The organism is Methylobacterium sp. 275MFSha3.1, assembly GCF_900108435.1.
Taxonomy (GTDB): domain Bacteria; phylum Pseudomonadota; class Alphaproteobacteria; order Rhizobiales; family Beijerinckiaceae; genus Methylobacterium.
Map to the genome: position 1 here is coordinate 97,076 of NZ_FNWP01000017.1, position 24,623 is coordinate 121,698.

Annotated in this window: 21 protein-coding genes; 14 read left to right on the forward strand and 7 right to left on the reverse strand. The window is 71.7% G+C overall.

Annotated features, from left to right (window positions below; all coding sequences use genetic code 11):
* Positions 1-6 precede the first annotated feature (6 nt).
* The 3 genes from BLW78_RS20200 to BLW78_RS20210 form a co-directional block, all read right to left on the reverse strand.
* The gene (locus tag BLW78_RS20200) at positions 7-1,842 is read right to left on the reverse strand and encodes a branched-chain amino acid ABC transporter ATP-binding protein/permease (RefSeq protein ID WP_056530541.1); all 1,836 of its coding nucleotides are present in this window, start codon (positions 1,840-1,842) and stop codon (positions 7-9) included.
* Positions 1,839-2,714, reverse strand: coding sequence for a branched-chain amino acid ABC transporter permease (locus BLW78_RS20205; protein ID WP_012329745.1), 876 nt, complete (start codon positions 2,712-2,714; stop codon positions 1,839-1,841). Before BLW78_RS20205 ends, BLW78_RS20200 begins: the two co-directional genes overlap by 4 nt.
* 63 nt (positions 2,715-2,777) lie before the next feature.
* Positions 2,778-3,941, reverse strand: a complete 1,164-nt coding sequence (locus BLW78_RS20210; RefSeq protein WP_020094897.1) for an ABC transporter substrate-binding protein — start codon at positions 3,939-3,941, stop codon at positions 2,778-2,780.
* Between the two features lie 513 nt (positions 3,942-4,454).
* Here BLW78_RS20210 and BLW78_RS20215 point away from each other — a divergent pair.
* Positions 4,455-5,648 (forward strand): alpha-hydroxy acid oxidase, encoded by a 1,194-nt coding sequence (locus BLW78_RS20215; protein WP_056530545.1) that lies wholly within the window; start codon positions 4,455-4,457, stop codon positions 5,646-5,648.
* A gap of 629 nt (positions 5,649-6,277) precedes the next feature.
* Here the strand turns inward: BLW78_RS20215 and BLW78_RS20220 are convergent.
* Positions 6,278-6,814: a DUF2059 domain-containing protein gene (locus BLW78_RS20220; protein WP_056530934.1), complete on the reverse strand. Its 537-nt coding sequence runs from the start codon at positions 6,812-6,814 to the stop codon at positions 6,278-6,280.
* Between the two features lie 207 nt (positions 6,815-7,021).
* On the opposite strand from BLW78_RS20220, the gene BLW78_RS20225 reads away from it, so the two are divergent.
* Positions 7,022-7,315 (forward strand): hypothetical protein, encoded by a 294-nt coding sequence (locus BLW78_RS20225; RefSeq protein ID WP_056530937.1) that lies wholly within the window; start codon positions 7,022-7,024, stop codon positions 7,313-7,315.
* A 63-nt stretch (positions 7,316-7,378) separates the two neighbouring features.
* Here the strand turns inward: BLW78_RS20225 and BLW78_RS20230 are convergent, their stop codons facing one another.
* Positions 7,379-8,041, reverse strand: coding sequence for a ribonuclease H family protein (locus tag BLW78_RS20230; protein ID WP_020094902.1), 663 nt, complete (start codon positions 8,039-8,041; stop codon positions 7,379-7,381).
* Positions 8,042-8,317: 276 nt separating this feature from the next.
* On the opposite strand from BLW78_RS20230, the gene BLW78_RS20235 reads away from it, so the two are divergent.
* On the forward strand, positions 8,318-9,529 hold the full coding sequence (locus BLW78_RS20235; protein ID WP_244526993.1) for an MFS transporter: 1,212 nt from the start codon (positions 8,318-8,320) through the stop codon (positions 9,527-9,529).
* Positions 9,530-9,614: 85 nt separating this feature from the next.
* Here BLW78_RS20235 and BLW78_RS20240 read toward each other — a convergent pair whose 3' ends face one another.
* Positions 9,615-10,025: a group III truncated hemoglobin gene (locus BLW78_RS20240; RefSeq protein ID WP_020094904.1), complete on the reverse strand. Its 411-nt coding sequence runs from the start codon at positions 10,023-10,025 to the stop codon at positions 9,615-9,617.
* A 189-nt stretch (positions 10,026-10,214) separates the two neighbouring features.
* Here BLW78_RS20240 and BLW78_RS20245 point away from each other — a divergent pair, with 189 nt between their 5' ends.
* The 3 genes from BLW78_RS20245 (at position 10,215) to BLW78_RS20255 (ending at position 15,199) form a co-directional block, all read left to right on the forward strand.
* Positions 10,215-11,300, forward strand: a complete 1,086-nt coding sequence (locus tag BLW78_RS20245) for an efflux RND transporter periplasmic adaptor subunit (protein WP_091681683.1) — start codon at positions 10,215-10,217, stop codon at positions 11,298-11,300.
* The gene (locus BLW78_RS20250) at positions 11,297-14,410 is read left to right on the forward strand and encodes an efflux RND transporter permease subunit (protein WP_091681685.1); all 3,114 of its coding nucleotides are present in this window, start codon (positions 11,297-11,299) and stop codon (positions 14,408-14,410) included. The genes BLW78_RS20245 and BLW78_RS20250 overlap by 4 nt, the downstream gene beginning before the upstream one ends.
* Positions 14,411-14,656: 246 nt before the next feature.
* Complete coding sequence (locus BLW78_RS20255; RefSeq protein ID WP_020094907.1) at positions 14,657-15,199, forward strand: TetR/AcrR family transcriptional regulator; 543 nt, start codon at positions 14,657-14,659, stop codon at positions 15,197-15,199.
* Positions 15,200-15,374: 175 nt separating this feature from the next.
* Here BLW78_RS20255 and BLW78_RS20260 read toward each other — a convergent pair whose 3' ends face one another.
* Complete coding sequence (locus BLW78_RS20260; RefSeq protein ID WP_056530558.1) at positions 15,375-17,072, reverse strand: IlvD/Edd family dehydratase; 1,698 nt, start codon at positions 17,070-17,072, stop codon at positions 15,375-15,377.
* Between the two features lie 471 nt (positions 17,073-17,543).
* On the opposite strand from BLW78_RS20260, the gene BLW78_RS20270 reads away from it, so the two are divergent.
* From BLW78_RS20270 to BLW78_RS20305, 8 genes are all read left to right on the forward strand, one after another.
* Positions 17,544-18,467 (forward strand): CDP-diacylglycerol diphosphatase, encoded by a 924-nt coding sequence (locus tag BLW78_RS20270; RefSeq protein WP_091681688.1) that lies wholly within the window; start codon positions 17,544-17,546, stop codon positions 18,465-18,467.
* 434 nt (positions 18,468-18,901) lie between these two features.
* Positions 18,902-19,924, forward strand: a complete 1,023-nt coding sequence (locus BLW78_RS20275) for an ABC transporter substrate-binding protein (RefSeq protein WP_091681689.1) — start codon at positions 18,902-18,904, stop codon at positions 19,922-19,924.
* Complete coding sequence (locus BLW78_RS20280; protein ID WP_091681691.1) at positions 19,921-20,673, forward strand: succinate dehydrogenase/fumarate reductase iron-sulfur subunit; 753 nt, start codon at positions 19,921-19,923, stop codon at positions 20,671-20,673. Before BLW78_RS20275 ends, BLW78_RS20280 begins: the two co-directional genes overlap by 4 nt.
* Positions 20,670-20,999 (forward strand): succinate dehydrogenase/fumarate reductase transmembrane subunit, encoded by a 330-nt coding sequence (locus tag BLW78_RS20285; RefSeq protein ID WP_091681693.1) that lies wholly within the window; start codon positions 20,670-20,672, stop codon positions 20,997-20,999. Before BLW78_RS20280 ends, BLW78_RS20285 begins: the two co-directional genes overlap by 4 nt.
* A complete protein-coding gene (locus tag BLW78_RS20290) occupies positions 20,996-21,373 on the forward strand; it encodes a succinate dehydrogenase, cytochrome b556 subunit (protein ID WP_091681695.1) in 378 nt (125 codons plus the stop codon). The genes BLW78_RS20285 and BLW78_RS20290 overlap by 4 nt, the downstream gene beginning before the upstream one ends.
* 30 nt (positions 21,374-21,403) lie before the next feature.
* Positions 21,404-22,276 (forward strand): fumarate hydratase, encoded by an 873-nt coding sequence (locus tag BLW78_RS20295; RefSeq protein WP_042672195.1) that lies wholly within the window; start codon positions 21,404-21,406, stop codon positions 22,274-22,276.
* Between the two features lie 10 nt (positions 22,277-22,286).
* Entirely contained in the window at positions 22,287-22,898 is a 612-nt protein-coding gene (locus tag BLW78_RS20300) for a fumarate hydratase C-terminal domain-containing protein (protein WP_091681696.1), read from the forward strand.
* Positions 22,895-24,619 (forward strand): L-aspartate oxidase, encoded by a 1,725-nt coding sequence (locus tag BLW78_RS20305; RefSeq protein WP_091681698.1) that lies wholly within the window; start codon positions 22,895-22,897, stop codon positions 24,617-24,619. Before BLW78_RS20300 ends, BLW78_RS20305 begins: the two co-directional genes overlap by 4 nt.
* The last annotated feature ends 4 nt before the right edge of the window (positions 24,620-24,623 follow it).

Sequence of the window (24,623 nt, forward strand, 5' to 3'; positions counted from 1 at the left end):
CTGGGGTCAGGCCGGGGCGAGGTCGGTCTTGAGGCTCGCCGCCGGACCGGCGGCGGCGTCCTCGCCGAGATAGGCCTGGATCACCGCCGGCTCGCGCAGCACGGTCGCCGTGACGCCGTCGGCGATGCGGCGGCCGAAGTTCAGCACGGTGATGTGGCTCGCCACGTCGCTCACCAGCGTCATGTCGTGGTCGATGATCAGGATGGTCAGGCCCTTGGCGGCCATCCGGCGCAGGAGCACCGTGAGGGCATTCTTCTCGCTGGAATTGAGCCCCGCGGCGGGCTCGTCGAGGAGCAGCAGCACGGGGTTGCCGGCCAGCGCCCGCGCGATCTCGATCAGGCGCTGGTGGCCGTACGAGAAGCCGGAGATCGGCTCCTGCGCCCGCCCCTCCAGCCCCACGAAGGCCAGAGCCGCCCGGGCGCGGGCCTCTAGCCCCGCCCGGTCGCGCGCGCCGAGCGGGTTGTTGGGGCGCTCGGCGCCGATGACGACGTTCTCCAGGGCGCTCATGGAGCGGAACAGGCGGATGTTCTGGAAGGTGCGGCCGATCCCGGCCGCCGCCCGCCGGTGCGGGGACAGGCGCGTGACGTCCTGCCCCGCCAGCCGCACGGTGCCCCCCGTGGGGCTGTAGAGGCCGGACAGGACGTTCAGCGTCGTGGTCTTGCCGGACCCGTTCGGGCCGATCAGCGCGTGGATGCCGCCCCGCGCCACCGTGAAGCTCACCGCGTCCACGGCCTTGAGGCCGCCGAAGTGCTTGGACAGGTCCGACACCTCCAGCATCGGCGCGGCGGACGCCTCGCCCTGGCTCAGAATCAGTTCGGCGGCGGGCGGCGGGATCGGGCGGGCGCGGCGCAGGCGCCGGACCTGGTCGCCGAGGAAGCCCCAGATCCCGTCGGGCATGAACACCACGATCAGGATCACCGCGAGCCCGTAGATCGCGAGGTAGAGCCCGGGGATCTCCTTGAGGAAGCGGAGCCATTCCGGGATCAGGATCAGCAGGGCCGTGCCGATCACGGCGCCCACCGGCGAGCCGACGCCGCCGAGCAGCGCCATCGTCAGGAAGACGATCGACTCGGCGAAGGCGAACTGGTCCGGGCTGATATAGGTGAAGCTGCCGGCGAACAGCCCGCCGCCGAGCCCCGCCAGCAGCGCCCCGAGGGCGAAGGCCGCGACCTTGGTGCGGTAGATGTCGATGCCCGAGACCCCCGCCGCGAGCTCGTTGTCGCGCACCGCCCGCATGGCGCGCCCGAGCCGCGTCCGCGGCATGTGCCAGACGAGCCAGCCGACGACGGCCAGCACCAGCACGCACAGGGCGAGGTAGCTCTGCCCGTCCGCGAACAGGACCGGGCGGCGGATGTTCGGCACGCCGTCGGGCCCGTGCGTGACCGGGATCCAGTTGGTGAGGACCAGGGTGAGGATCTGCTGGAACGAGATCGTCACCATGGCGAGGTAGTGGCCGCCGAGCCGCAGCGTGGAGGCGCCGAGCGCGGCGCCCAGCACGACCGCGAGACCGAGGCCGGTGAGCAGGCAGATCCAGAAGTTCAGGCCCCCGTCGACCGTTCCGAGCCCGACCGCGTAGGCACCGATCCCGAAGAAGGCGGCCTGGGCGAGGTTGATCTGCCCGCACAGGCCGAGCACCACGGTGAGGCCGATCACCGCGATGGCGTAGGTCGCCGCCTGCATCAGGATGTTAAGGGCGTAGCCGCTGAGCGGCGTCGTGGCGGCCAGCGTCACCAGGGCGGCGGCCAGGACCGCGTAGGCGAGGCTCCCGAGGGGCAGGCGGCGGGGCGGGGGCGCGGGAGCCGCTGCGGCCGGGCCGGCGACGGTGGAGGGGCGACCGCTCATGCCTTCTCCGCCACGCGCTCGCCGAACAGGCCCTGCGGGCGCACGACCAGGAACACCACCAGCACCAGGAACGCGAAGGCGTCCTTGTAGGGGACCGAGATGTAGGCCGCCCCGAAGGTCTCGATGATGCCGAGCGCGAGGCCGCCGATGATCGCCCCGGTGACGTCGCCGAAGCCGCCGATGATCGTCGCCGCGAAGGCCTTGAGGGCGATCGTGGCCCCCATCTGGATCGACACGAACAGCACCGGCGCCACCAGGATGCCGGCGATGCCGCCGAGCACCGCGCTGTACACGAAGGTCAGCATGATCATGCCGGCCACCGGGATGCCCAGGAGGGCGGCCATCTCTTTGTCCTGGGACGTCGCCTGAAGCTTCTTGCCGACCAGAGTGTGCTCGAAGAACCAGTACTGGAACGCCACCAGGGCCGCCGTCACCGCGATGATCAGCAGGTACTGGCTGTCGAGGAAGACCGGCCCGAGCAGGAACCCTTGCGTCTCGAAGACGGGCGGGAGCACCTGGGGCTGCGGCCCGTAGAGGGCGAGCGTCGTGTTCGCCAGGAAGATCGAGGCGCCGATGGTCGAGATGATCACCGGCAGGTAGCTGCGGTGCCGCAGAGGGTAGTAGACGCCGAGATTGAACAGGGCGCCGAGCAGCGCCATCCCGCCGAGCGTCAGGAGGAGGGAGAGCCAGTAGGGCCACTGGAGGTCGACGGCGAAGACCACCATCAGGAAGGCCGCCACCATCGAGAACTCGCCCTGCGCGAAGTTCACCACGTTGGTGGCGCGGAAGATCAGCACGAAGCCGAGCGCCACCAGGGCGTAGACGGAGCCGATGCCGATCCCGGTGAAGAGGAGCTGCAGGATCAGGTCCATGCGGTCCGCACTCTCGCCTCCTTCTCCGGATGTCGTTCACGCACCCCGAACACGTCGGCCGGCTCACCCTTGGTAGAAGTCGATCCGCCGGTCGAAGACGATGTTGCCCTTGTCGTTGCGCACGACGTTGTAGCCGTGCAGGCCGTCGCCGTTCTTGTCGAAGTTGTAGGTTCCCTCGGCGCCCTCGTGGCCGCGCACCGCCAGGATCGCCTCGCGGACCGCCTGCGGGTCGGTCTTGCCCGCCGCGTTGATCGCCTTGGCCAGCACCGTGACCGCGTCGAAGGTCCAGGAGGACTGGTTGTCGGGCGCGATCTTCATCGCGGCCCGGTAGGCCTTGCCGTAGGCGCGCGCGGCGTCGCCCGACTCCTCGGCGTAGTCGGCCACGCCGTAGGTGCCGTAGAGGGACGGCCCGGCGAGCTTCAGGGCGGTGACGTTGGTGATCGAGGGCGAGCCGACCCAGGGCGCGGTGACGCCGAGCTGGCGCAGCTGCCGGGCGAAGATGCCGATGTCGTTCTCGAAGGTGAAGTACGAGCCGATCACGTCGGCGCCCGACTGACGGATCGCCAGCACGACCGGCGTGAAGTCCTGGCTCTGGTTGGTGTAGCCCTGGTCGAGGGCGACCGTGGCACCGCCCTTGGCGAGGCTCTCGGTCAGCGCCTTGGCGCCGCTGGTGCCGAAGGCGTCGGTGGAGTGGATGATCGCCCACTTCTTCTTGCCCAGCCCGTTGACGCCGTGCTCGGCGATCACCCGGGCCGAGAAGGTGTCGTTGGGGCGGAAGCGGAACAGCCAGGGATTGCCGAGCTGCGTCAGGACCGGGTCGGTGCCGCCGAAACAGACGGGTTTTCCCGTCTTCAGGATGTCGGGCGCCATCGCGTGGTTCTGGGTCGAGCGGATCGAGCCGAGGAAGCCGACGAGGTCGCCCTGCGACGCCAGTTTCGAGAAGGCGAAGACCGCGCCGGGATTGGTGGTCTGATCGTCCTCCGTGACGATCTCCAGGGGCTTGCCGAGCACGCCGCCGGCCTTGTTGACCGTCTCCAGGGCGATCTTGGCCCCGGCGAGCGCGTAGCGGCCGGCATCCGCGCCGGGCCCCGTCACCGGGAGCACCATGCCGATCCGGACGGTCGACCCGGCGCCCTGAGCGCAGGCCGAGCGGATCACCCCCGGCGCCAGGCCGCCCGCGACTGCGGATGCGGCCCCCGTCAAGAAAACGCGGCGCGTCGTCCTCATTGGCGTATCCGTCCCACCGCCGATGCTCAGGCCCGGCGTTGGCGACGATGGTCCCTATTCCGCGCGCCGATGTCTATCCTGCAAACCTTCGACGCTAAGCTTCGATGAGAAGAAGCTCTCGGATCGTCACTCGACCGCTTTCGCTGCGGTGCGGCGAAGGCGAAGACGATGACGACGAGGCTCCGCCCGCATTCATTCTGTCCTGACGCGCGCTCGGAACGCGAAGATCCGAACAGGCGCGATCCGGAATGTGTACTATCAGGCAGAGATCCGGCGTTCCTCTGCGGCGCCGGCGAGCGCAACAGGCGCTATAGGATCGGTGTACGCGCGGGAAGAGGCCTGACGCGACCGGCGCATTCGGCGAGGAGGCGCTTCCGTTTTCCAGCGAACCGTTGCACCGTCGAGCTTCCAGCACGGGGCATCGCGGCCTGAAGCGCGCGCGGCGTACGAGCGGGCGCGAGCCCGCCTCAACCGCGACCGGCCCCGTCATCCAGTCGCGAGGCCGAACCTCCCATGGCGCCCATCATCACGACGGTCGAGGATCTGCGGCGGGTCGCCAAGCGGCGGGTGCCGCGGATGTTCTACGATTACTGCGATTCCGGTTCGTGGACGGAGTCGACCTACCGCGCGAACGAGGCCGAGTTCGCCGGCATCAAGCTCCGCCAGCGCGTCGCGGTCGACATGACCGACCGTACCCTCGCCACGACGATGGCCGGTCAGGCCGTCGCGATGCCCGTCGCCCTGGCGCCGACGGGTCTCACGGGCATGCAGCACGCCGACGGCGAGATCCTGGCGGCACGGGCGGCGGAGGCGGCGGGGGTGCCGTTCACGCTGTCGACGATGAGCATCTGCAGCATCGAGGACGTCGCGGAGAACGTCAGCAAGCCGTTCTGGTTTCAGCTCTACTTCATGCGCGACCGCAGCTTCAACGACCGCCTCATCGACCGCGCGAAGGCGGCGGGCTGCTCGGCTCTGGTCCTGACGCTGGACCTCCAGATCCTCGGGCAGCGCCACAAAGACATCCGCAACGGCCTGTCGGCCCCGCCGCGGCTGACGCCGGGCACGGTCCTCGATCTCCTGACCAAGCCCCGCTGGTGCTGGTCGATGCTGCGCACGCAGCGCCGGACCTTCCGCAACATCGTGGGGCACGTGGACGGCGTGCGGGATACCCGCTCCATCTCGGCCTGGACGGCGGACCAGTTCGACCCGCGCCTGGACTGGGACGACGTGCGGCGGATCCGCGACCGGTGGCAGGGCCCCCTGATCCTGAAGGGCATCCTGGACGTCGAGGATGCCGAGAGGGCGACCGCGACCGGGGCCGACGCGCTCATCGTCTCGAACCATGGCGGGCGGCAGCTCGACGGCGCCCCCTCGTCCATCGCCGCGCTTCCCGGAATCGCGGACGCGGTCGGCCGGCGCGTCGAGGTGCTGATGGACGGCGGGATCCGCTCGGGCCAGGACGTGCTGAAGGCCGTCGCCCTGGGCGCGAAGGGCGTGTTCATCGGCCGCGCCTTCCTCTACGGGCTCGGCGCCTACGGCCAGGCCGGCGTCGCCCGCTCCCTGGAGATCATCCGCACGGAACTCGACATGACGATGGCCCTGTGCGGCCATCGCGACATCCGCGCCGTCGACCGGTCCATCCTCTGGACGCCCTCAGCGCAGGAGACCCGGGAGGATGCGCCGCCCGTGCGGCGCATCGGGCCCTGACGGCGGGCGACCACCGGTCCGATCCGGACCTTCACGGTGTCGCGGTTCCCGATCCGAATCCCTCGCGGATCGCGCGTCGCCGCGGCCGAGGCGTTCCAGCGCGGCACCGGGCCGGGGGCCTCGCGCCGCGCCCGAGCCACAACGACAACGGCGCAGCGACCCGTGGGGTCGCTGCGCCGTTGGATCGGGCCGCCGAGGGGGGAAAGACGGCCTGCCGAATTCAATATGCCAGAAGAGCCGTCCGGGAGGTGCGCCCGAGCACATCCAAAAGGATGTGGCGCGGCAGCGACAGAGATCGGCCATCACCTGTGGACAGCGCGAAGCGCCCTCGATCCGTCAAGGTTCAGGAGCGAGCGTGATGCCCTCACCACCGATCCGACCCAGCCATGTTCGCCAGCCCGCACGCCTTCGTCCTGCACCATCGCGAGCGCCTCGCCGTGCTCGTCTCCTCGGCCCTGTTCCTCGCGGGCGCGCTGCCGCTGTTCTGGGCCATCGGCTGACCGTTCAGGCCCGCCGCGCTGACCGAGCGTCCGGGCACGCTGTCCCGGCGCCCCGCATCGTGTCCGGCCTATCGACGCCTTCGAAGCAGGGTGCCGCTCCGCTCGGAAGGCGTCGCGGCCCGGGGAGGCTCAACGCGGCTTCGCCGATCCGCCCGGCGCCCAGCCGTGGGCCTGGATGGCCGTCGTCAGCTTGCCCTGCATCTCGGGCATCACCGACTGGATCCATTGCTGCATGCCCGCGAGCTGGATCTGAGCGAGCTGCGGCTGGGCCGCCGCGAGGCGCTTCCCGGCGGGGGTCGCGTAGAAGGCGGCGATGGCCTGCAACTCGTCCTTGTTCAGCACGGTGGCGAAACCGCGCGCCTGGATGTCGAGCAGCTCGTCGTAGTGCGCCGTGAGCGTCGGCATGACGACCTCCTGCACCAGCACCTGCGCCTTGTCGGGCTCCTTGATCCCGATCTGCTGCATCATGCCGATCATGGGGGCCGCCATCGAGCCGAGCGTCGCGGCGCGATCACCCTGCATCTGCGCGACGGTCTCCCGGGCAACCTTCAGCAGGGCCGGATCCGGCGCGGTCGTGGGCGCGGGCTTCGGGGCCGGTTGTGCCAGTGCCGCACCGATCGGGAAGGAGGTCAGGCACAAACCGACGACGAGGGCAGAGAAGCGCATGGCGGTCCCGTTCACGAGCGCCGCGCGGTCCACAAGGCCGCGCGGCCGGTCCGGGTAGCTACCACAGCTCCGAACAGGATCGATGACAGCGCCGGATCGCCCGGCACCGCGTCGCGCGCGGCGGGCCCTGAACTCGGGGTGCCGATCAGCACCGAGATCCGGCGGTCGCGGGCTCATGGTGTCCGCATCGAGGAATGGGAGGACACCATGCGTCAAACGTTTCTGCGGACCGGCGGTGCGGCCGCGCTGGTCGCTCTGGCACTCTGCGCCACCCCGCCGGCCGCTCAGGCGCGCGGCATCGGCGTCGGCGGCGCCGTGGCGCTGGGCATCCTCGGCGGCGTCGTGGCCGGCAGCGCCATCGCGTCCGCCAACAGCGGGTACTACCCGGGTCGCCCCGTCTACGCCGCGCCCGACCCGTACGGCGCCTGCCACTTCGAGCGCCGCGCGTACATCGACCCGTACGGGTACGAGCACGTTCGGCGGATCGAGGTCTGCGAGTAGGCCGAGCCCCGTCCCGGAGATCGCGGAACGGCGACCCGGCGTCGCCGCGCGCGGCCTCGCCCGCTAGGCCCGGCCTGATCGCAGGCGTGCGACCTCGCTCGGCCCGATCTCCAGGTAGAAGCGGATCGCATCGTCGACGAGTGCGTCGGGCGTGACACCCGCCGCCTTCGCGGCCCGAGCGACCTGGAGGCCGAGCGCGAGGTCGATCCGCAGGTCGGCGCCCCGGCTCGACGGCGCCGGTGCGGCGGTCGGGGCCGGTACGGGCGCGGCGCTGCTCCGCGACTCGAGCTTGCCGAGCTTCGCTTCGCGACGCCCCCTGTGGACGAGCGCGTCGGCGCGCTCGTTGAGGCGGTCGCCGGCATGCCCCCGGACCCAGGTCCACTTCACGTCGCGCGCCGCGTTCAGTTCGTCGAGGCGCTTCATGAGATCGACGTTCTTCACGTCACCGGTCGTCGAGCGCCAGCCCCGCGCCTTCCAGCCGCGCATCCACTCGGTCACCGACTTGACGACGTACTGGCTGTCGCACCGCATCTCGATCGCGGCCCCGGCGGGGAAATGCTCGAGGCCCTTGATCGCGGCCGTCAGTTCCATCCGGTTGTTGGTCGTGGTGCCGGGCTCCCCGCCGCACAGCTCGATCGTGCCGTCCGGGGCCGCGATGACGACGCCCCACCCCCCCGGCCCGGGGTTCGGGTCGCAACCGCCATCGGCATAAACGATCGTTCGCATCGTGGCGTCAGCCCTCTCGTACGAGTGGTCGGTGGACGGGCGCCATCGAGGCCCGACATCGGCCGACCGATGGTCGCCCCGGCCCGAGCCGGCATCGCCGGCGAGCGCGGCGGCACCTCTAGCACCGATCGCGCGCCGCGGCAGGGCCGGGTGAGGCGCGCGTCGGCGAGCGAGCGGTGTCCCGAAGGCCCCGCGCCGACGGGCGGGCCCGGTGCTGGCGACGAAGGCGCATTCGTGTGAAACGCGCCGCACGGACGGAGATCGATGTGCGCCGGAATGGCTGAGGATGGGATTGCCGATTCGGGCCGCGCCTGGCGTCGGCTCGCCGCGGCGACGGCGCTCGGCACGGTCGGGGGCGTCGGCATGTGGTCGGTCGTCGTCGTGCTGCCCGCGGTTCAGGCCGAGTTCGGGGTCGATCGGGCGGCGGCCGCCCTGCCCTATACCCTCACGATGGTCGGCTTCGCGGTCGGCGGCCTCCTGATGGGCCGGCTCGCGGACCGCATCGGCATCGTGCCCCCGCTGCTCCTCGGGACCGTCTGCCTGGCCCTCGGCTACGGGCTCAGCGCCCTCGCGACGAACCTCTGGCAGTTCGCCCTCGTGCACGGCGTGCTCGTCGGGGCGCTCGGCAGCTCGGTCGCCTTCGGACCGCTGATGGCCGACGTGTCGCGCTGGTTCTCGCGCCGGCGAGGGCTCGCCGTCGCGCTGTGCGCGTCCGGCAATTACCTCGCGGGCACGCTCTGGCCACCGGTGGTGGAGCGCGCGGTCCACGCGTACGGCTGGCGCGCGACGCAGGTCGGAATCGGCCTGTTCTGCCTCGTCGCCATGCTGCCCCTCGCGCTGGCGATGCGGGGCCGACCGCCACGGGCTTCGGCGACGCGCGCGGCCGGTCCGCAGGCCGTGACGACGCTGTCGCCCGCGGCGCTGCAGGGCCTCCTCGTCGTGGCCGGCACCGCGTGCTGCGTGGCGATGGCGATGCCGCAGGTCCACATCGTGGCGTACTGCAGCGATCTCGGGTACGGCGTCGCCCGCGGCGCGCAGATGCTGTCGCTGATGCTCGGTTTCGGCATCGTCAGCCGGGTCGCATCGGGCTTCGTCGCCGACCGGATCGGCGGTCTCGCGACGCTGCTGGCCGGTGCGCTGCTGCAGGCGGCGGCGCTCGCGCTCTACCTCGCGTTCGACGACCTGACCTCGCTCTACGTGATCTCGGCCCTGTTCGGCCTGTTCCAGGGCGGCATCGTGCCGGCCTACGCGATCATCGTGCGCGAGTACCTCCCGGCCGAGGAGGCCGGGGCGCGGATCGGTGCGGTGCTGATGGCGACGCTGGCCGGCATGGCGCTCGGCGGCTGGCTCACGGGGGCGATCTTCGACGCCACCGGCTCCTACCGTGCGGCGTTCGTCAACGGGCTGGCCTGGAACGCCGTCAACGTGGCGATCGTGCTGTGGCTGATCCACTGCCGTCGGGCGCGCACGAGTCCGGCCGCGCTCTGAGGGCTCCGGACCCGCCCCCGGGATCTCGGGCCGTCCCGCCGGTCGCGGCTCCGCGCGCGTCTCACGCATGCGCCTTCCCCGCGGGTCACGGCGCGGCCGATCCCGCCGCGGGCACGGGCAGCACGTCTGGCCGGAAGAACAGGCCCGCCTTCAGGCTGTCGCCGATGCGGTGCGCGCGCTCGATCAGGAGGGCGGCAGGTTCGGGCGGGAAATGGGCGGAGGCCGTCTCCCCGAACAGGTCGAGCCACCGCGCGAAGTGCTCGGGCTCGAGACGGCCCAGCGCGAGATGCTTGCCGAACGGGTTGCCCTTGTAGCGGCCTGACTTGAAGAGGACCGAGGACCAGAACGCCCGGACGGTCTCCATGTGCCGCGGCCAGTCCGGGTCGGGGATCGCGGCCGCGAAGACGGGTCCGATCAGCGCATCGCCGCGCACGCGCCCGTAGAAGGCATCGAGAAAGCGGGCGAGGCTGGCTTCGTCGAGCGCGACATCGGGCATGATCGTGAGATGCCGGCAGACCCCGCTCTCTTCAAGGGGGATCGGACGGCCTCCGGATCGGAGCCGGAGGGGACGGCGCGCGTCAGGCCTCGGCCGACGCCGGGCGCAGCCGCCATTGACGGCGGTATCACGCCATAATAAATGATGGTCATAATTATTTTGGGCGATCGGCTGCGACGGGACTCGGTGATGGACGCGCGATGGGTGATCGGGTTCGCCGGCTTGGCACTCGCGGCATGCTCGCCGGCCGAGACCGCCGTCACGCCGGAGCCGCCGCTGGTGCAGACCGTTGCGGTCGCGCCCGCCTCGGCGGCGGTGGCGCGCTACACCGGCGTGATCCGGGCGCGCACCGAGAGCAACCTCGGCTTCCGGGTCGGCGGCAAGATCTTCGAGCGCCTCGTCGACCCGGGCGACCACGTGCGCCTCGGCCAGCCCCTGATGCGGCTCGACCGGACCGACTTCACCCTGGCGCTCAACGCGGCCCGCGCCTCGGTCGAGGCGGCCCGCGCGCAGATGATCAAGGCCAGGGCCGACGAGGAGCGCAGCCGCAAGCTCGTCGGCGACGGGTGGACCTCCAAGCAGACCTACGACCAGAACAAGGCGGCCGCCGACGCGGCCATCGCCCAGTTCGCCAACGCCGAGGCGCAGGCGAGCCAGATCGCCAACCAGGCCGGCTATTCCGAGCTCCAGGCCGATGCCGACGGGGTCGTGATGGAGGTGCCGACCGAGCCGGGCCAAGTCGTCGCCGCCGGGCAGACGGTGGTGAAGCTCGCCCGCGACGGCGCGCGCGAGGCGGAGGTGTTCCTGCCGGAGGGGAGCCGGCAAGGCACGAAGGGCACGGCGTCGGCCACCCTCTACGCCGAGGGCGAGACGACCTACCCGGCCAAGCTCCGGGAATTGTCGGCCACGGCCGATCCGGCGACCCGCACCTACCGCGCCCGCTACATCCTGTCGGGCGGGGGCGAGACCGCGCCCCTCGGGGCGACCGTGACGCTCCAGCTGATCCCTGCCCAGGGGCAGGCGCGGGCTTCGGTGTCCGTGCCGCTGGGGGCCCTGTTCGACCAGGGCGGCGGCTCGGCCGTCTGGCGCTACGACGCCGAGACCCAGACCGTCGCGGCGCAGCCCGTCACCGTCGCGCGCCTGTCGGAGGAGACCGCGGAAGTCGCCTCGGGCCTGACGCCCGGTGACCGGATCGTCGCGCTCGGCGCCCATCTGCTGAGAGCGGGCGAGAAGGTCCGTCAGGCCGACGCCAGCGTCGTGGAGGCCGGTCGATGAACGCCTCCGGCTTCAATCTCTCGGCCCTGGCGGTGCGCGAGCGCGCCGTCACGCTGTTCCTCCTGCTCGCCGTCACCGCGGCCGGGATCTTCGCCTTCGAGAAGCTCGGGCGCGCCGAGGACCCGACCTTCACGGTCAAGACCATGGCGGTCTCGGCCGCCTGGCCCGGCGCGACCACCGACGAGATGCAGCGGCAGGTCGCCGACCCGCTGGAGAAGCGGCTGCAGGAACTCGTCTACTACGACCGCGTCGAGACGACCGTCCGCCCCGGCCTGATGCTGATGAAGGTCTTCTTCAAGGACAGCATGCCGCCGGCCCGGCTCCAGTCGGAATTCTACCAAGCGCGCAAGAAGCTCTCCGACCAGGCCTCCGGCCTGCCGCGCGGCGTGCTCGGGCCGCTCTTCAACGACGAGTTCTCGGACGTCTACTTCGCCCTCTACGCGCTCCAGGCGCAGGGGCTGCCGCACCGGCATCTCGTGCTCCGCGCGGAGGACCTGCGCCAGCGCCTGTTGCGCGTGCCCGGCGTCGAGAAGATCAACATCCTCGGCGAGCAGGCGCAGAAGATCTTCGTCGAGGTCTCCTACCAGCGCCTCGCGACCCTGGGCATCACCGGCCAGCAGCTCCTGGCGGCGCTCGCCAACCAGAACGACGTGACGCCGGCCGGCTTCGTCGAGGCCGACGGCCCGCGGGTCTACCTGCGCCTCGACGGCGCCATCGACGGCCTCGACGCGATCCGCGACCTGCCGGTGGCGGCCGGCGACCGCAGCCTCAAGCTCGGCGACATCGCCGAGGTGAAACGCGGCTACGAGGACCCGAAGACCTTCGCGATCCGCAACGACGGCGCGCCGGCCCTGGTGCTCGGCCTCGTGATGAAGCCGGGCTTCAATGGACTCAGCCTGGGCGAGGCGCTGAACGCCGAGGAGGTCGCGATCCATCGCGATCTCCCGACCGGCATCACCTTCACGAAGATCACCGACCAGGCGAGGGTGATCGACGACGCCATCCACGAGTTCATGGTGAAGTTCTTCACAGCGCTCTCGGTGGTGATCTTCGTCAGCCTCGTGGCGCTCGGCTTCCGGGTCGGCATCGTGGTGGCGCTGGCGGTGCCGCTCACCCTCTCGGCCGTGTTCGTGGTGATGATGATCACCGGCCGCGACTTCGACCGCATCACGCTCGGCGCGCTCATCATCTCACTGGGCCTCCTCGTCGACGACGCCATCATCGCCATCGAGATGATGGTGGTGCGCATGGAGGAGGGCGCCGACCGGGTCTCGGCGGCGACCCATGCCTGGAGCGCCACCGCCGCGCCGATGCTGACCGGCACGCTCGTCACCATCGCGGGCTTCCTGCCGGTGGGCTTCGCCGCCTCTACGGCGGGCGAGTATGCCGGCAACATCTTCTGGGTGGTGGCCTTCTCGCTGATCGTCTCGTGGGTCGTGGCCGTGACCTTCACGCCCTACCTCGGCGTCAAGCTCCTGCCGAATATCGAGACGGTCGAGGGCGGCCACGCCGCGATCTACGCCACGCGGAACTACCAGCGCCTGCGCCGGGTCGTGCGGCTCTCGGTCGACCACAAGTGGATGGCCGCAGGCATCACCGTGGCGCTGTTCGCCGCGGCCGTCGTCGGCATGGGCAAGGTCGAGAAGCAGTTCTTCCCGAACTCGGAGCGCTCAGAGCTCATCGTCGAGGTGACGCTGCCGACCGGGTCCGCCTTCGCGACCACCGAGGCCAGCGTCCGGAAGGTCGAGGCGGCCGTGCGCGCGCTGCCCGAGGCGGGCGAGATCACGAGCTATATCGGCCAGGGCATGCCGCGCTTCGTGCTCTCGTTCGACCCGGAGCTGCCGGACCCCGCCTTCGCGCAGATCGTCGTCCAGACCGCCGATTCCCACGCCCGCGACGTGCTGCGCGGCAAGGTGCGCAAGCTCGTGGACGACGGCCGCTTCCCCGAGGCGCGGGTGCGGGTGCTGCAGATCGTGTTCGGGCCGCCGGTGCGCTTCCCCGTCGCCTTCCGGGTGGTCGGGCCCGACCTCACCGTCATCCGGGGCATCGCCGCGGAGGTGCGCGACGTGATGATGGCCAACCCCAACATGCGCCTCGTCCATCTCGACTGGGGCGACAGGACGCCGACCCTGCACCTCGCCCTCGACCAGGAGCGCCTGCGCCTGATCGGCCTGACGCCGAAGGAGGCCGGCCAGCAGCTGCAGAGCTACCTCAACGGGACGCCGGCGACCCAGGTCCGCGAGAACCTGCGCTCCGTGGACGTGCTCCTGCGCAGCCCCGGCCCCGAGCGCCGCTCGCTCGGCGACATCGGCGACCTGACGCTGGCCACGCGGGACGGGCGGCAGGTGCCGCTCTCCCAGGTCGCGCACCTGGAGAGCCGCAACGAGGACGCGGTGCTCAAGCGCTACAACCGCGAGACCTACATCCGCGTGCAGGGCGACGTGATCGACGGCAAGCAGCCGCCGGACATCCACGCGCAGATCGTCCCCGAACTCGCGGCCATCAAGGCGAGGCTGCCGCCCGGCTACCGCATCGACACGGCCGGCTCGGTGGAGGAGAGCGAGAAAGCGATGAAGGCGCTCGTCACGGTCTTCCCGCTGATGCTGATCGTGACCCTGACGGTCATCATGCTGCAGGTCCGCTCGTTCACCACGATGTTCATGGTGTTCGCGACCGCGCCGCTCGGCCTCGTCGGGGCGGTCCCGACGCTGCTCGTCTTCCACCAGCCCTTCGGCTTCAACGCCATCCTCGGCCTGATCGCGCTGTCCGGCATCCTGATGCGCAACACGCTGATCCTGGTGGACCAGATCCACCACGACCGGGCGGCGGGCCTGTCGGACTACGAGGCCATCGTCGAGTCGACGGTGCGGCGGGCCCGACCGGTGATCCTGACGGCCGCCGCCGCGATGCTCGCCTTCGTCCCGCTGACCCACTCGGTGTTCTGGGGGGCGCTGGCCTACGTGCTCATCGGCGGCGTCGGCGTCGGGACCCTGCTGACCCTGCTGTTCCTGCCGGCACTCTACGCCCTCTGGTTCCGGGTGGCGCGGGACGCGCGCGCGCCGCGGACCGCACCCGGCCCCGCACCGGTGCCCGTGCCGGCCGAGCCCTGACCCGGCCGCCCCCCACCGATGCCCCGCTCGGGGCATCCCGCGATCGCGCGCTCGGGTCCCGGGCGCGCGGTGCGTCGACCGGCCCGCGCTTCGCCCCCTCGCGCGGGCCGGTCGGCAGCCCTGAAAGGCCGCCGCGGCGCGACCGCGACGCCGCTCTCCGCCCGGCCTCGGGCATCCGCGGCTCGCCGTCCCTTCAATAAATGACATCTCGCATCTATGTGAGGAGGCGGAGCGGAGGACGGTACGATGCCGAGGGTCTCGCAGGAGCAAGCCAAGCTGAACCGCCAGCGCGTGGTCGAGGTCGCCTCGGCCCTGTTCCGGGAGCGCGGCCTGCACGGTATCGGCGTCGTCGACATCATGGCGGCCGCGGGCCTGACCCATGGCGGCTTCTACGGTCAGTTCGCCAGCAAGGATGCCCTCGCTGCGGAGGCGTTCGACGCGGCGATCAGCGCCGAGTACCGGGCCAACCTCGACGCCTTCATCGAGAATTACCTCTCCCTGGGGCATGTTCGCACGCCGGGGAGAGGCTGCCCCGTCGCGGCGCTGGTGAACGACGTCGGGCGTGAGCCGCCCGGAAGCGCCCTGCGGGCGCGGTTCACCCAGGGGGTCAAGGGACTCGCCGGCCTCATCGCGGACAGGCTGCCCAGAGCGTCGAAGGAACGCCGCCGGCAGCGCGCCCTGATCGCGCTGTCGACCATGGTGGGGGCGGTGGTGCTGGCCCGGGGCGTCGACGACGAGGCCCTGGCCGGGGAACTGCTCGAGGCGGCGCGCTCCACGATCCCGGGCTGAGCCGGTCCGAGGCGGCACCCCGGCTCGGGCCGCCTCACCGCCGGGACAGGCACGGGCGATGCGACGGCCCCGGATGCCGCGACGGCGCGCGCGGCCCGCCGGGCGGGCCGCGGGTTTCGGATCGACGGTGTCCGTCACGGCCGTCCGGCGCGTCCGGACGGAGGGTTGCGGGCCGTCAGCCCTCCGCCTTGGCGAGGAAGTCGAAGTCGCAGCCCTCCGGAGCCTGCGTGACGCTGCGCCGGTAGAGCGCCTTGTAGCCCCGGGCCGGAACCGGCGGCGGCCGGTGGTCGGCGAGCCGGCGGGCGATCTCGTCCTCCGCGACCAGGAGATCGACGCGCTTGTCCCGGATCGACAGGCGGATGCGGTCGCCGTCGCGCACCGCGGCCAGCGGTCCGCCCACCGCGGCCTCCGGGGCCACGTGGAGGACGATCGACCCGAAGGCCGTGCCCGACATCCGCGCGTCGGAGATGCGCACCATGTCCTTCACGCCCGCCTGCGCCAGCTTCTTGGGGATCGGCAGGTAGCCCGCCTCCGGCATGCCGGCCGCGTGCGGGCCGGCATTCTGCAGGACGAGGATGTCACCGGGCGCCACGTCGAGCGCGGGGTCGTCGATGCGCGCCGACAGGTCCTCCAGGCCGGTGAACACCACCGCCCGGCCCTCCGACTCGAACAGGTCGGGCGTCGCCGCCGCGCGCTTGAAGATCGCCCCGTCGGGCGCGAGGCTGCCGGACAGGGCCACCAGGCCGCCGACCGGCGACACGGGATCCGCCGCGGTGCGGATGACCGCGCGGTCGACCCAGGACTCCGGCTCGTCCAGGCGCTCGGCGAGCGTTCGGCCCTCCACGTCCACGGTGTCGAGATGGAGGAGCGGGCGCAGCTCGCGCAGGAGCGCGCCCATGCCGCCGGCGGCGTGGAAATCCTCCATGTAGCCCTGCCCCACGGGCTTCAGGTCGACCAGCACCGGCGTCTCGTCGGAGATCTGGTTGAAGCGCTCGGGCGAGATCCGGATGCCGAGCCGCCCGGCGATGGCGGTGAGGTGCACGATGGCGTTGGTCGAGCCCGACACCGCCATCAGCACGCGGATCGCGTTCTCGACCGACTTCTGCGTGATCACCTGGGAGGGCCGGATCCGCGTCTCGATCAGCCGCACGGCGGCGCGGCCGGTCTCCTCGGCGGCCACCAACCGGTCGGAATGCACCGCCGGGATCGCCGCGGTGCCCGGCAGCGACATGCCGAGCGCCTCCGCGATGCACGCCATGGTCGAGGCCGTGCCCATCACCGCGCAGGTGCCGGCCGTGACGGAGAGCCGACCCTCGACCTCGGCGATCTCCTCGGCGTCGACGGTGCCGGCCCGGTACTTGGCCCAGAAGCCCCGGCAATCCGTGCAGGCGCCGAGCCGCTGGCCCCGGTGGCGGCCGGTCGACATCGGGCCGGTGACGAGCTGGATCGCCGGCAGGTCGGCGGAGGCCGCGCCCATGAGCTGGGCCGGCACGGTCTTGTCGCAGCCGCCGATCAGCACCACCGCGTCCATGGGCTGGGCGCCGATCATCTCCTCGGTGTCCATGGCCATGAGGTTGCGGTACATCATGCTGGTCGGGTTGAGGAAAACCTCGCCGAGCGACACGGTCGGGAACGGCCGCGGCAGGGCGCCGGCCGCCAGCACGCCGCGGGAGACCGCCTCCACCAGCTCGGGCATGCCCCGGTGGCAGTTGTTGAAGCCCGACGGCGTCATGGCGATGCCGACCACCGGCTTGTTCAGCAGGCCGACCGAGATGCCCATCGAGCGCGCGAAGGAGCGGCGCAGGTAGCGGGCGAAGTCGCGGTCGCCGTAATTGGTCAGGCCGCGGTCGAAGCCGTGCGGTTCGTCGGTCATGGTCGTCTCCTCGCGTGGGCGGCCCGGGTTGCCCCGGCCGTCCGGTCTGTCTCAGCGGTCGCCGGGCTCCCGGCTCCCGGAGCGCGCGTCGAGCAGGTCCTCGCGCGCGTCGTCCCACCCCTGTCGTTGGCGCCGCGTTCCCGGCGGAGCGCCGCCGGATCGGTTGCGGCCGCCGACGGCATCGGGGTGCGGACAGGCATGTCCCAGTCCGGCGCCGATGACGAGGCCTCTCAAGGCATGGCCCATCGGATAGATGTCCGAGAAGGGGCCGCGCGGGTTCCGGAGCGCGAAAAGCGCGGCCGCGTCACCGCGCCCGGTGCGGGCTCCCACGGCGGCGCCCGCGTTCCGCACGATCCGTCCGGCGTTGCATCCGTAGCGGGACAGAGATCGCTCAGGCGGCGGGCGATCTGTAAGACGGTTCCGGCGTCGGCGGCCCCGGCGCTTCGCGGCAACGGGCTACCGGGTCACGTCATGGATTTGCGCAGAGCCGCGGTCGGGCTCACCCGTCAGGTGCGTGACGCCGTCCGCGGCCGGCCGGGCACCGTGTCACCGCGCGGCTCGACGGGGCGCGCGAGGACCGGGCTGTCGCGGCGATCGCTGGGCATCCTGCTCGTCCTCGCGGCGACGGCCGTCTGGCTGGCCGTCGCCCTCGTGCCCAACCTCCTCGGGAAGGGCGGAGCCCTGTGGGCGATCGTGCACGGCGCGTGCGTCCCCCACGCGTTGCGCGGACAGGGCCCCGCACCGTGCAGCCTGGTCGACCTGGAGGGCGGGGTCGAGAAGGGATACGCCATCCTCAAAGACCTTCGCGGTCGGGCGCAGTTCCTCCTGATCCCGACGGCGCGCATCACCGGCATCGAGAGCCCCGTGCTCCTGCAGCCCGGCACGACGAACTACTTCGCCAAGGCGTGGCACGCCCGAACCTTCGTGGAGGAGCGTCTCGGCCATCCGCTCGACCGGCGCGACGTCAGTCTCGCGGTGAATTCGCGACTGCGGCGGACCCAGGGGCAGCTGCACATCCACATCGACTGCGTCCGCCGGGATGTCCGCGACACCCTCCGCCGCCTCGCACCCACGATCGGGGATCGCTGGGCCCCTCTCGCGGAGCCGCTGGTCGGCCGCCCGTACAGGGCGATGCGCGTGCTCGGCGAGGATCTCGGCACCGCGGACCCGTTCGACCTGCTGGCGCGCGACGACGGGGCGCGCTCGGCCATGGGCGAGCACGCCCTGGCTGTCGTGGGCGCCGAGTTTCCGGGCGCGAAGCCGGGCTTCGTGCTCCTGGACGGTCTGGTGACCAGCCGCTTCGGCAAGGCCTCCAACGGCGAGGTCGTGCAGGACCACACCTGCGCCGTGGCGGCGGAGCCCGCGTCGAGCGGGTTTCGGCCACTGGAAGACTGACGCGGGCGGATCCGGCTTCCGCCGTGGGTCGGGTTGCGCGGTGCCGGCCGCGGGCCGCATTCCGGCCGGCCCTCGCGTGAGCAACGTCGCGGCGGCCGGCAGCGGCGCGCCTGCGCGCAAGTCTTATAAATGACCTTAAATCTGCGCCGACGCCCGCAGCGGGGCGGGTAGCCCGAGACAAGGGCCGACTCTGACGCGTGCCAAGTCGACGATCATCCCGACGAGAGCGTCCGCGAGAGCCGGTCGCACTCCGCCCATCCGCCGCCGTTCCCCTCGCGCACGGGGCGTCTCGGTGCAGCCACCGGGGGCTCGGTACTCAGGTCATATATATGACACATGAATATTGACAGACCTTCCCGGGGGCGTATCCTCGATCCGACGCCGACGAGGTCGCGGACTTCGCAAGATCGGCGCGCGGACAGGTGAGGAGCGCCATGACGGCACGGAGCATCATCCGGCTCGTCGGGACGGTCGCGGTCCTATGGGGGGCGCTCGGCGCCGCCCGGGCCGAGGTCTCGACCGTGCGGCTCGCCAAGCAGTTCGGGATCTCCTACCTGCCGCTCATCGTGATGGAGGAGGAGGGCCTGCTCGAGAAGCAGGCCAAGCAGCGCGGGCTCGACGTCAAGGCCGAGTGGCTGCGCTTCACCGGCGGCTCGGGGATGAACGAGGCCCTGCTCTCCGGCAACCTCGATCTCGCCTCCGGCGGCGTCGGCCCGTTCCTGACGATCTGGGGCCGGACGCAGGGCAATCTCAAGGTCAAGGGCGTCGCGGCGCTGAACGCGATGCCGCTCTGGCTGGTGACCACCAATCCCGCGGTCAAGTCGATCAAGGACTTCGGCCCTCAGGACAAGATCGCGCTGCCGACCGCCAAGACCTCGATCCAGGCCATCACCCTGCAGATGGCCGCCGAGAAGGCCTTCGGGCCGGGCCAGCAGGCCAAGCTCGACCCGCTCACCGTCTCCATGGGGCACCCGGACGCGCAGACCGCCATGATGGGCGGCCGCTCCGAGATCACGGCCCATTTCGGCTCGCCGCCCTTCCAGGAGATGGAGCTGAAGGACCCGCGCGCCCGCAAGGTGCTCGACAGCTACGACGTGATGGGCGGCCCCCACACCTTCAACCTCGTCTGGGCGACCAACCGCTTCGTCACCGAGAACCCCAAGGTCACGGCGGCCTTCCGGGCGGCGCTGGAGGAGAGCCTCGCGCTGATCCGCGACGACCCGGCCCGGGCCGCCGCCCTGTGGATCAAGGCCGAGGGGGCGAAGATCTCGCCCGAGGAGGCCGTGGCCATCATCCGCGCGCCGCAGAACGCCTGGACCACCAAGCCCGAGCGGATGCTCGCCTACCTCGCGTACATGAACCGGGCCGGGCTGGTCTCGGCCAAGGCCGACAGCGAGAGCGAGCTGTTCTTCCCCGATCCGAACGCTGCCGGCGCTCCGAAGGAGGCCAACCGGTGACGGCTCCCGTCGGCCACGCGGCCGTCGACCCGGGCGCAGGCGAGACGCTGCGGGTGCATGTCCGGCGCGGCGAGACCGTCGCGGACTACGCGGTGCCGCGCCGGGCCAACCAGACGGTGCTCGACGTCGTCACCGAGATCCAGCGCGACCAGGACCCGACCCTCGCCTACCGGTTCGCCTGCCGGGTCGGCATGTGCGGCTCCTGCGGCATGACGGTGAACGGGCGCCCGCGCTGGACCTGCCGCACCCGGGTCGCCGCCGTGGCGCCGGACGGGGTGCTGACGCTCGAGCCCCTGCGCAACCTGCCGGTGGTGAAGGACCTCGCGGTCGACATGGAGCCCTTCTTCGAGAAGTGGCGCCGGGCCCACGGCTTCTTCGAGCCGGGCGAGAACCCGCCCGAGGATTTCGCGGTCGTGGAACCGGAATCCGCCGCGCGCCGGGAGGTCGATGCCGGCATCGAGTGCATCAATTGCGGCGTCTGCTACGCCGCCTGCGATCTGGTGACGTGGAACCCCGACTATCTCGGGCCGGCGGCCCTCAACCGGGCCTGGACGCTGGTCAACGACGTGCGCGACCGCGACCGGGATCGACTCGCCGCGGTGGCGGGCGATGCCGGCTGCCACTCCTGCCACAGCCACATGAGCTGCACCGAGCATTGCCCGAAGGGCCTGAGCCCGACCTTCTCGATCGCGGGCCTCAAGCGCGAGACCGGCAAGGCGGCGCTGCGCCGGTTCTGGAGGCGCGGATGAGCCCGCTCCTGTACCTCGCGCAGCGCGGCACCGCGGCGATCCTGGCGGTCACGGTCGCGGTCCATCTCGGCACGATCCTCTACGCGGTGCGCGGCGGGCTCACGGCCGGCGAGATCCTGGGCCGGACGCAGGGCAACCTCGCCTTCCTGCTGTTCTACGCGGTCTTCGTTCTGGCGGCCGCGATCCACGCGCCGATCGGCCTGCGCAGCGTCCTGCGCGAGTGGACCGCCTGGCGCGGCCGCTCCCTCGACGTCGCCATGATCGCCCTCTCGGCCCTGCTCGCCGGGCTGGGCCTGCGGGCGGCACTCGCGGTGTACGCGGCATGAGGACCGCCCCGGGCACGGCCGGGCGGGCCGGCATCACCCGCGCGTCCCTGCGCCGGCCCGGCTTCGCCGCCGCCCTGATCCACCGGCTCTCGGGGATCGCCCTGGCGCTGTTCCTGCCGATGCACTTCATCGCGCTCGGCACCGCGCTCCAGGGTGCCGACCGGCTGGAGAGCTTCCTCGGCCTCACCCATAACGGCCTCGTCCGCACGGCCGAATGGGGACTCGTCTGCGCGCTCGCCGTCCACATGGCGCTGGGGTTGCGCGTGCTCGCCATCGAGTGGCTGCGCTTCCGCGAGCGCGATGCCCGCGTCGTGGCGGGCTGTCTCGCGGCCGCCTTCGCGGTCGGCCTGCTGTTCCTCCTGAGCGGGGCCTGATCCCCCGACCGTCACCAGCGGAGACCCGCCATGGATCTCGACATCCGCGAATTCGAGGAGGTCTGCCGCGACCTCTACGTCCGCGCCCTGAAGATCCTGCCGCCCGACATCAAGGCGGGCTTCGCCGACCTGCAGCGGGCCGAGACCAGCGCCACCGGCCGCGCCATCCTCGACACGATGGTGGAGAACGTCGCGGTCGCGGAGCGCACGAAGAATATCCTCTGCCAGGATACCGGCATCCCGATCTACAACGTCGTGATCGGCGCCGACGTGCGCTTCGACGGCGCCGCGCTCAAGGCCGCGATCCGGCGCGGCTGCGAGCGGGCAACCAAGGACTTCTCCCTGCGCTCCTCGGTGGTCCACCCGATCACCCGCAGGAACGAGCAGACCTCCTGCGGCATCCGCGTGCCGATCATCCACGTCGACTTCGACGATCGGCCCGAGACCGTGGCGGTGGAGATGATCCCGAAGGGCTCGGGCTCCGAGAACGGCTCGTTCCTGCAGATGCTGCTGCCCTCGGACGGGATCGGCGCGGCCAAGCGCTTCGTCATCGACCGGGTGATCGAGCTCGGCGGCCGGGTCTGCCCGCCGACCATCGTGGGCGTCGGGCTCGGCGGCACATCCGACCTGTGCATGCACCTCGCCAAGGTGGCGGCGACCCGGCCGCTGCGCTCGGTCTGCTCCGATCCCGAAGGCGCCCGGATCGAGGCCGAGCTGTCCCGCGCAGTGAACGAGCTCGGCATCGGCCCGCAGGGGCTCGGGGGCCGGTCCACGAGCTTCGCCGTCCATGTCGAGCTCGCCGCGACCCACATCACCCAGAACCCGGTCGCCGTGAACATCCAGTGCCACTCGGCCCGCCGCGCCCGCGCGACGCTCACGCCCGGCGGCATCGCGTTCGATTGAGGAGCAGACCGTGGCCCACCACGTCCTCGACATGCCGGCCACTGAGGCCGAGATCCGGGCGCTCCGGATCGGCGACACCGTCACCCTGCGGCGCTGGCTGTTCGGCATCCGCGACGCGACCCTGATCCACATGTTCGACCGGGACCGCCGCAACCGGCTCGACCTCGACGGCCACGCGGTGATCCACACCGCGCCGAACGTCCACCGCGTCCCGGTCTCCAACGAGGCGCCGGTCGGCTTCGCGCCGTTTTGCATCGGCACCACCACCTCGATGCGCATGGAGCGTTTCACCGACGCGCTGATGGAGCGCGAGGGCGTGCGCCTCATCGTCGGCAAGGGCGGCATGGGGCCGGCGACCCTCGACGCCTTCGCGCGGCGCGGCGGCGCCTACCTGGCGATCGTCGGCGGCGCGGCGGCGCTGGAGACGACCTGGATCGAGACCATCGTGGACGTCGACCTCGACGATCTCCATCCCGAGAGCCTGTGGCAGTTCGCGATCCGCGATTTCGGGCCGCTGCTGGTCGGCATGGATTCGCACGGCGGCTCGCTCTTCGCCGACGTGCAGCGCGACGTGGCCGCCCGGCGCGACGCCGTCATCGCCTCCCTCGAGGACGCCCGATGAGCCCCGAACAGGTCGAGACCGACATCCTGATCCTCGGCTCCGGCGGGGCCGGGCTGTTCGCGGCGCTCCACGCCAAGAAGGTCGCGCCGGACCTCGACGTCACCGTCGCGGTGAAGGGTCTGCTGGGGAAATGCGGCTGCACCCGCATGGTCCAGGGCGGCTACAACGTGGCGCTGGCGCCGGGCGACTCGGTCGAGCGGCACTTCATGGACACGATCGAGGGCGGCAAGTGGCTGAACGATCAGGCGCTCGCCTGGACGCTCGTGACCGAGGCGCAGGTGCGGATCCGCGAGCTGGAGACCGAGCTCGGCTGCTTCTTCGACCGCAACCCGGACGGCAGCGTCCACCAGAAGGCCTTCGCCGGTCAGACCTTCGACCGGACGGTGCACAAGGGCGACCTTACCGGCATCGAGATCATCAACCGCCTGTCCGAGCAGGTCTGGCGCCGGGACGTGCGCCGCCTGGAGGATCACCGCGCCCTGGAGCTGATCCCGGCCCGGGACGGATCGGGGCTGGCGAGCGTGCTGATGCTCGACATGCGCACCGGTGAACCGAAGCTGGTGCGGGCGAAGGCCGTGCTGCTCGCCACCGGCGGCGGGCCGACCATGTACAAGTACCACACGCCGTCCGGTGACAAGTCCTGCGACGGGCTCGCCATGGCGTTGCGCGCCGGGCTGCCGTTGCGCGACATGGAGATGGTGCAGTTCCACCCGACCGGGCTGCTCGCCGGCGCCGGCACCCGCATGACCGGGACGGTGCTGGAGGAGGGACTTCGCGGGGCCGGCGGCTGGCTCCTCGACTCCACCGGACAGCGCTTCATGGAGGCCTACGACCCACGGGCCGAGCGCGCGACCCGGGACGTGGTCAGCCGCTCGATCATGCGGCGGCTGCGCGACGGCTTTGCCACGCCCAGCGGGGGCGTCCACATCCAGATGAGCCATCTCGGCCCCGAGGACGTGCGCCGCCGGTTCAAGGGCATGGTCGAGCGCTGCGCCGATTGCGGCTTCGACCTCGCGGGCGGGCTCGTCGAGGTCATCCCCACCGCCCACTACATGATGGGCGGCCTCCAGTTCGCGGTCGACTGCACCACCGCGCTGCCGCGCCTTTACGCTGCCGGCGAGGATACCGGCGGCGTCCACGGGGCGAACCGGCTGGGAGGCAACGGAGTCGCGAACTCCACGGTGTTCGGGGGGCTCGCCGGCCAGTCCATGGCGCGGGCCGTGACGCGCGAGGGCCGCCTCGCCGAGCCCGATCCCGCCGCCATCGAGGCGGGCCTCGCCCGCGCCTACGGGCCGCTCGGCCGGCCGGCGGAGTCGCTGCCGGAGATCCGCGAGGCGCTCTACGAGACGATGTGGGCCGATGTCGGCATCCTGCGGGACGCGGCCGGCCTGACCCGGGCGCTGACGACCCTCGACGGGCTCTCCGACGCGGTCGCCCGAGCCGGTGCGCCGGACGGCGACCGCCGCTACGCGCTGACCTGGATGGACCGGCTGAATCTCGAGAACCTCGTGCTGGTCTCGCAGGCCATCGCCCGGGCGGCGCTCGCCCGCACCGACAGCCGCGGCGCCCATTTCCGCGAGGATTTCCCGGAGGCCTCGGACCTCGCGACCTCGCACTACACGGTGGTCCGCCAGCGCGGCGGGGCGCTCGACCTCGCGATGGAGCCGGTGCACTTCACGCATGTGCGGCCCGGCGGCTCGCTCCTCGACGCCGCCGCCTGAGGAG